This window comes from Colwellia sp. C1TZA3, assembly GCF_007954265.1.
Taxonomy (GTDB): domain Bacteria; phylum Pseudomonadota; class Gammaproteobacteria; order Enterobacterales; family Alteromonadaceae; genus Cognaticolwellia.
In genome coordinates this window covers 1-7,878 of sequence record NZ_VOLS01000092.1, presented here as the reverse complement: position 1 = coordinate 7,878, position 7,878 = coordinate 1, and the positions used below count along the sequence as shown (strand labels likewise).

The following is a 7,878-nucleotide window of genomic DNA, read 5'->3' as shown; positions in this document are numbered from 1 at the left end:
TAGTTAAAATAGCTCAAGGCTGTGTTGCTCTCACTCCCAATAGCCAGCTATTGCTCAATCGAGCGCCTTACCTTGAGTTATTTTTCCTGCGCACAACAAGATCACAAACTTAATGGAACTGGTATTATACCAATCCCATTAAGTTATTGCTCACTTGTCCTAGTTAAAATAGCTCAATGCTGTGTTGCTCTCACTCCCAATAGCCAGCTATTGCTCAATTGAGCGCCTTACCTTGAGTTATTTTTCCTGCGCACAACAAGATCACAAACTTAATGGAACTGGTATTACTTGTGGTGTGCCGGTGCTGAGTTATGGTGCATAACCTGACTAGAGTGTAATCGAGTTTAATTAGTTGAACTAAAGTGTTTATTCACCGCTCTATATCGGTATGGCGAAAATACTTAAGTAAGGCAATTGATTATAAATTATCCACAGTGTTTACAACGCTATGGGCATTTGTTACATTATATTCGAAATTATCAATTGGTAAGACCAATTGACCAAGGTATTTGAAAATAAAACCAATGGATTTAGATACGTTATAATGCCATAACAAAGGATTTTACATGTCGATTCCGAGTATTAAAAAGCCGGTAAAGCAAGCTAAATTGTCAGATATTATTTTGGCTCAGCTTGAGACTATGATCCTAGAAGGCAGTGTAAAGCCGGGAGAGAAATTACCGGCAGAGCGAGAACTGGCCAAACAGTTTGATGTTTCTCGCCCTTCGTTGCGTGAAGCCATGCAAAAGTTAGAAGCAAAAAATTTAGTCACTCGTCGCCAAGGTGGTGGTACTTATGTTAGTGATAAAATTTTGAGTGGGCTGTCGGACCCATTATTTGCCTTAATGGCGAATAACAAAGAATCGCAATTTGACTTATTAGAGTTTCGCCATGGTATTGAAGGTATGTCAGCTTATTATGCGGCGATGCGTGGTACCCAAGCTGACTTTGAAGAAATTCAGCGTAAACATGACAATATTGGCACCGCGCAACTGGATGATAATTATCGGCTTGAAGCTGAAGCGGTTTTTGGTTTTTATATCGCTATATGCGCCGCGAGCCACAATGCGGTTATTCTGCATTTAGCCCAGAGTATGGCGCCATTGTTGATTGACAACATTGAGAAGAATTTAACTATATTGGCTAAGCGACCTGACGTGTTTAGCCAAATATCTGATTATCGTACACGCTTAATGAGTGCGATTGTCAGTGGTAAGCCCCAAATTGCTTGGGGAGCTAGCCATCGTCATTTAGCCTTTATTGAAGAGGTGCTCTTAAAAATGTCGCAGGAAAATAGTCGTATGGAACGTTCAATACGCAGAATGAAACGACCAAAAACCGTCAGCAATTAAAAGAGAATAATGGCCAAGTGCATGACTCATTAAGTGACCGGTATGGGTGTGATAAAAAATTAATACGAATTAAAGTTATCTGCTCAATAACAGCTATCTTTAAACAACTCAATTTACTTAACAAACAACAACTGGAGACTAAGTAATTATGTCTGAGCTCCCAAATCTAGATATTGATTCAATGGAAACCCAAGAATGGTTAGAATCAATGGAGTCTGTGTTAGAAAACGAAGGGCCGGAACGCGCTCATTTTCTACTTGAAAAGTTAATCGATAGAGCCCGTCGTAGTGGTACACATTTACCGTTTGACGCGAAAACGGCTTATGTAAACACCATTCCTCCGGGGTTAGAGCCTAATATGCCGGCTGACCAAACCATAGAGGCACGTATTCGTGCCGCTATTCGTTGGAATGCTTTAGTGTTGGTATTACGCGCCTCTAAAAAAGATTTAGATCTGGGTGGCCATATTGGCAGCTTTGCATCTTCTGCTATGTTGTACGATGTTGGTTTTAACCATTTTTTTAGAGCCGCTTCTGAAAAAGACGGTGGCGACTTTATTTTTGCCCAAGGTCATATCTCTCCAGGTATTTATGCTCGTGCATTTATGGAAGGACGATTAACCGAAGAGCAAATGAATAACTTCCGCCAAGAGTGCGATGGTAAAGGTTTACCGTCATATCCTCATCCGCATTTAATGCCAGATTTTTGGCAGTTCCCGACAGTTTCAATGGGCTTAGGTCCACTACAAGCTATTTATAGCGCACGTTTTCTTAAATATTTAACTGACCGTGGTATTAAAGACTGTTCAGAGCAACGGGTTTATTGTTTCCTAGGTGATGGCGAAACTGATGAGCCTGAATCATTAGGTGCTATTGGTTTAGCGACACGTGAAGGTTTAGATAACTTAACTTTTGTTATCAACTGTAACTTACAGCGCTTAGATGGCCCTGTTCGTGGTAACGGTAAAATTATTCAAGAGCTTGAAGGCACATTTCGCGGCGCAGGCTGGGAAGTGGTAAAAGTTATTTGGGGTTCTTACTGGGATGCGTTAATCGCCCGTGATACTTCAGGTAAATTATTACAGTTAATGAGTGAAACCGTTGATGGTGAATACCAAAACTGTAAAGCAAAAGGTGGCAAATACACCCGCGAAAATTTCTTTAATAAATACCCTGAAACTGCTGCACTCGTAGCAAATATGTCAGACGAAGATATTTACCGTTTAAACCGTGGTGGCCATGATCCAGTAAAGGTTTATGCGGCTTATAAAAAAGCCCAAAATACTAAGGGTCGCCCAACGGTTATTCTAGCTAAAACGGTTAAAGGTTTTGGTTTAGGTGCTTCAGGTGAAGCGTTGAATATTGCTCATAACGTGAAGAAAATGGATGTTGATTCGCTTAAACATTACCGTGACCGTTTCAATATTCCAGTCAGTGATGAAAATATTGCTGACCTACCTTTCTTCAAGTTCCCAGAAGAAAGTGAAGAATTTAAGTACATGAAAGCACGCCGTGAAGCCTTAGGGGGTTCATTACCTGCACGTCGTCAGCAAGCTGAAGAGTCACTTGATATTCCAGCATTAAAAATATTTGAGCCGATTCTAAAAGGCTCAGGTGAGCGTGAAGTATCTTCAACCATGACTTTTGTTCGCGTGCTTAACAGCTTATTAAAAGATAAGAAAATCGGTAAGCGTATCGTGCCTATTATTCCTGACGAAGCGCGTACTTTTGGCATGGAAGGTTTATTCCGCCAAGTGGGTATTTATGCTAGTGAAGGTCAAAAATATGTCCCACAAGATGCTGATCAAGTCGCTTATTATCGTGAAGACAAGAAAGGTCAAGTGCTACAAGAAGGGATTAACGAGCTAGGTGCAATGGCGTCTTGGATTGCTGCAGGTACTTCTTACTCAACCTGTAATGCGACCACCATTCCATTTTACATTTATTACTCAATGTTTGGTTTTCAACGGGTGGGTGATTTAGCATGGGCCGCGGCTGACAGCCAAACACGGGGTTTCTTATTAGGTGCTACTGCCGGTAGAACCACGCTTAATGGTGAAGGTTTACAACATCAAGATGGCCATTCACACGTGCAAGGGGGTTTAATTCCTAACTGTGTGACTTATGATCCAACTTATGGTTATGAAATTGCTGTTATCGTGCGTGAAGGTTTACGTCGCATGTATGAAGAAAATGAAAATATTTTCTTCTACTTAACGCTAATGAATGAAAACTATCAACATCCGGCTATGCCAGAAAACAAAACGGTTGAAGATGAAATCATTAAAGGTATTTACCAACTTGAACGCGTTGAAGCTAAAAAAGCTAAAGCGAATGTGCAATTAATGGGCTCAGGCACCATTTTACAAAAAGTGCGTCAAGCCGCACAAATTTTGTCAGCAGATTATGGCGTATCAAGTGACGTTTATTCCGTGACCTCGTTTAACGAGTTAGCCCGTGAAGGCCAAGAAGTAACGCGCTGGAACATGTTACACCCAGAAAGTAAGCAAAAAACAGCCTATCTTGCTAAGGTGATTACGGCAGAAAAAGGCCCGGCAATTGCCGCAACTGATTATGTTAAAAACTACTCTGATCAAGTGCGTGCCTACATCAATACTGAGTATCGTGTTCTAGGTACTGACGGTTTTGGCCGCAGTGATAGCCGCGATAACTTGCGTCAACATTTTGAAGTGGATCAAAACTACATTGTTGTTGCTGCACTTTATGAGTTGGCCAACCGTGGTGAGATTAAACACAAAGTGGTGAGTGAAGCGATTAAACGTTTTAATATTAAAGCTGAAAAAATTAATCCGCTTTACGCGTAATTAAGACTAGATAAGGAATTAACAAATGTCTGATATTGAAAAAATTCTAGTCCCAGATGTCGGTGGCGATGAAGTAGAAGTTATCGAAATATGCTTTGCGGTCGGCGATAGTTTAGAAGCTGACGAAGGTATTATTACCGTTGAAACAGATAAAGCATCCATGGATATTCCAGCCCCGTTTGCTGGCGAACTTGTTGCTTTATCGGTTAAAGTCGGTGACAAGATCAAAGAAGGTGATGTTATTGCCGAAATGAAAGGCGCTGCAGCAAGCAGTGCTGAAACTGAAACAGAATCTACAGAAGCGCCAGCTGAAGCAGAAGCCGAGCCAGAGGCTAAGCCAGAAGAAAAGGCTGAAGCCGTTGCTGAGCCTGAAGCTGCTGCGCCAGAAAAAGCGCCTGTTGCGACTGCCAGTAGTGCAGTGATCGAAGTAGTGGTACCTGATATTGGTGAAGATGGCGAAGTTGATGTTATTGAGGTCTTGGTTGCTGTTGGTGACGTTATTGAAGCTGAAGATGGCTTAATCACCCTAGAAACTGATAAAGCGACTATGGATGTGCCGTCACCGCATGCCGGCACGGTAAAAGAAATTTTCATTACTACCGGTGATAAAGTTAAACAAGGCTCTATTGTTATTAAGCTTGAAACTTCATCGGGCGCACCAGCTGAAGTTGATGAGGCCGAAGCAGAGACTGTAGCAGAGCCAGTGGCTGCTCCAGTAGCCGCTCCTGCAGCGAAAAAAGCGCCTGGGGCTAAAAAACCAGCACCGGTGCCACATCATCCACAAGTGGGTCTAACCAATGCGGGTGCTATTTATACTTCACCTTCAATTCGTCGTTTAGGACGTGAATTTGGTGTCGATTTATCATTAGTTAAAGGTAGTGGACGTAAAAACCGTATTTTGAAAGAAGATGTGCAGTCATATGTTAAATATGAATTGTCGCGTCCGAAAGCGAATGCGGGTAGTTCTGTAGCGGCCGGAGAAGGTGGTTTACAAGTTGTTAGCGCTAAACAGATTGATTTTGCTAAGTTTGGTGAAGTTGAAACAAAAGCACTAACACGTATTCAGAAAATTTCTGGACCATTCTTGCACCGCAACTGGGTCACTATTCCACATGTTACTCAGTTTGACGAAGCTGACATTACTAATGTTGAAGCGTTCCGCAAAGAGCAAAATGTAATTTGTGAAAAGCAAAAGCTTGGTTTTAAAATTACGCCACTGGTGTTTATTTTAAAAGCGGCGGCAGATGCCTTGCGTACTTTCCCAGTATTTAACTCTAGTTTGAGTGAAGACGGTGAAAGCTTGATCCTTAAAAAGTATATTCACATTGGTGTTGCCGTTGATACACCTAATGGCTTGGTTGTGCCAGTAGTACGTGATGTTGATCAAAAAGGTATTCACCAGTTATCACGTGAATTACTTGAGATCAGCATGAAAGCACGTGACGGCAAGCTAAAAGCAAATGATATGCAAGGCGGTTGTTTTACTATTTCAAGCCTTGGCGGTATTGGTGGTACAGCATTTACACCAATCGTTAACGCGCCAGAAGTCGCAATTTTAGGTGTTTCTAAGTCAGAAATGAAACCTAAGTGGAATGGTAAAGACTTTGAGCCTAAGTTAATGCTGCCATTGTCTATGTCCTACGATCATCGTGTAATTGACGGCGCGTTAGCGGCGCGGTTTACTGTGCACTTAGCAGGCTTAATGAGTGATATCAGAAAACTCATTTTATAAGTTACCTGAATAAGTCAGTGAGATAAGATAAAGTGGGTAAAGTAATTAATGTTCACTTTACCCACTTTTTGCTAATATTTACTGATTTAAAGATGGCGATCCTTGTGCGCTTTAAGTAAGATCGCAAACAAGTACAATATAGTAATATGCTGAAAATATTAATGGTTAATGCTGTTAATAAAAGCTCGGCAAATATAGGCTGGCAATACCAGCAATAAATACATCAATTTTTGAGGTTAGCATGAGTAACGATATTAAAACTCAAGTAGTAGTTTTAGGTGCAGGTCCTGGCGGCTATTCAGCAGCATTTCGCGCAGCAGATTTAGGTTTAGACGTAGTGATAGTTGAAAACCGTGAAACGCTTGGTGGCGTGTGTTTGAATGTGGGTTGTATCCCTTCAAAAGCACTTTTACACGTCGCTAAAGTTATTGACGATGCCGCAGCAATGTCATCTCATGGCGTTACTTTTGGTGCACCTAAAATTGATCTAGACAAAATTCGTGGCTGGAAAGAAAGTGTTGTTGGTCAATTAACCGGTGGTTTAGGCGGTATGGCTAAAGCGCGTAAAGTTAAAACAGTCTTTGGTTACGGTAAATTTACTTCAGATAAAACCGTTGAAGTAGATGGCGCTGATGGTAAAACGACAATTACTTTCGACAATGCGATTATTGCCGCAGGTTCATCAGTGATTAATTTACCATTCGTACCGACTGAAGATCCCCGTGTTCTCGACTCAACAGGTGCTTTAGAGCTTAAAGAGATACCAGACGAAATGTTGGTACTCGGTGGTGGCATTATTGGCCTAGAAATGGGCACAGTGTATAGAGCGTTAGGTTCGAAAGTTTCAGTGGTAGAGTTTGCTGACCAATTAGTTCCAGCGGCTGATAAAGATATTGTGCAAGCTTACACTAAGTTTAACAGTAAAAAATTCAACATCATGTTGTCAACCAAAGTGGTTGCCGTTGATGCGAAGGACGACGGCTTGTATGTGACTTTTGAAGGTAAAAACGCTCCAAAAGAACAAGTACGTTATGACAAAATTTTAATGGCTGTTGGTCGTAAGCCAAACGGTCATTTAGTTGCTGCTGATAAAGCGGGCGTTAATGTTGATGAACGTGGTTTTATTGATGTAACTAATGAGCTACGTACTAACGTTGCTCATATCTTCGCTATTGGTGATGTTATTGGCCAACCTATGCTGGCGCATAAAGCGGTACATGAAGGCCATTGTGCGGCTGAAGTTATTTCTGGTAAGAAACATACTTTTGAACCGCGTTGCATTCCATCAGTGGCTTATACCGATCCAGAAATAGCTTGGGCTGGCGTAACAGAACGTGAAGCAAAAGAGCAAGGTTTAAATGTTGAAGTGTCTAACTTCCCTTGGGCTGCTTCTGGTCGTGCTATTGCTTCTGCGCGTACTGAAGGTAAAACTAAGATGATCTTCGACAAAGAAACTGGCCGTGTTTTAGGTGGAGCTATTGTCGGTATCAATGCAGGTGAAATGCTGGGCGAAATTTGTTTAGCGATTGAAATGGGCGCAGATGCTGAAGATGTCGGTTTAACTATTCATGCTCATCCAACGTTAAATGAATCAATTGGCTTAGCTGCAGAGATTTTTGAAGGTACTATCACTGATATGCCGAACGCAAAAGCGGCTAAAAAGAAAAAATAATTAATTAAGTTAAGCACTCAGTTAAGCTTTAAGTTAATTAATTGAAAAGCCAGCAACTATGCTGGCTTTTTTGTGTTTTTATTTTGGCTATAGCCATAGGTTTTATCTCCGATTATACTTATAATGGTTTCGCTTTAAAGCGCAAAAGCCTGCTTTTTGAAGTGGAACGGGTATAATACCAATCCCATTAAGTTATTGCTCACTTGTACTAGTTAAAATAGCTCAAGGCTGTGTTGCTCTCAATCCCAATAGCCAGCTATTGCTCAATCGAGCGCCTTACCTTGAGTTATTTTTCCTG

Annotated in this window: 4 protein-coding genes; all 4 read left to right on the top strand. The window is 41.3% G+C overall.

The features are described from left to right. The first annotated feature begins 581 nt into the window (after nucleotides 1-581). The 4 genes from pdhR to lpdA all read left to right on the top strand — a co-directional run bounded on the left by pdhR (nucleotide 582) and on the right by lpdA (nucleotide 7,580). Entirely contained in the window at nucleotides 582-1,352 is a 771-nt protein-coding gene (pdhR, locus tag ESZ39_RS16700) for a pyruvate dehydrogenase complex transcriptional repressor PdhR (protein ID WP_146881060.1), read from the top strand. A gap of 148 nt (nucleotides 1,353-1,500) precedes the next feature. Next, nucleotides 1,501-4,176 carry a pyruvate dehydrogenase (acetyl-transferring), homodimeric type gene (gene aceE, locus ESZ39_RS16695; protein ID WP_146881059.1) on the top strand — a complete coding sequence of 892 codons (2,676 nt, stop codon included), beginning with the start codon at nucleotides 1,501-1,503 and terminating at the stop codon, nucleotides 4,174-4,176. Between the two features lie 25 nt (nucleotides 4,177-4,201). Continuing rightward, entirely contained in the window at nucleotides 4,202-5,908 is a 1,707-nt protein-coding gene (gene aceF, locus ESZ39_RS16690; protein WP_146881058.1) for a dihydrolipoyllysine-residue acetyltransferase, read from the top strand. A gap of 241 nt (nucleotides 5,909-6,149) precedes the next feature. Then, nucleotides 6,150-7,580 carry a dihydrolipoyl dehydrogenase gene (gene lpdA, locus ESZ39_RS16685; protein WP_146881057.1) on the top strand — a complete coding sequence of 477 codons (1,431 nt, stop codon included), beginning with the start codon at nucleotides 6,150-6,152 and terminating at the stop codon, nucleotides 7,578-7,580. Nucleotides 7,581-7,878 lie beyond the last annotated feature (298 nt).

Bases quoted from the DNA above. Each gene is read 5' to 3' on its own strand.
- aceF (WP_146881058.1), top strand. From the start codon at position 4,202: ATGTCTGATATTGAAAAAATTCTAGTCCCAGATGTCGGTGGCGATGAA.
- lpdA (WP_146881057.1), top strand. From the start codon at position 6,150: ATGAGTAACGATATTAAAACTCAAGTAGTAGTTTTAGGTGCAGGTCCT.
- aceE (WP_146881059.1), top strand. From the start codon at position 1,501: ATGTCTGAGCTCCCAAATCTAGATATTGATTCAATGGAAACCCAAGAA.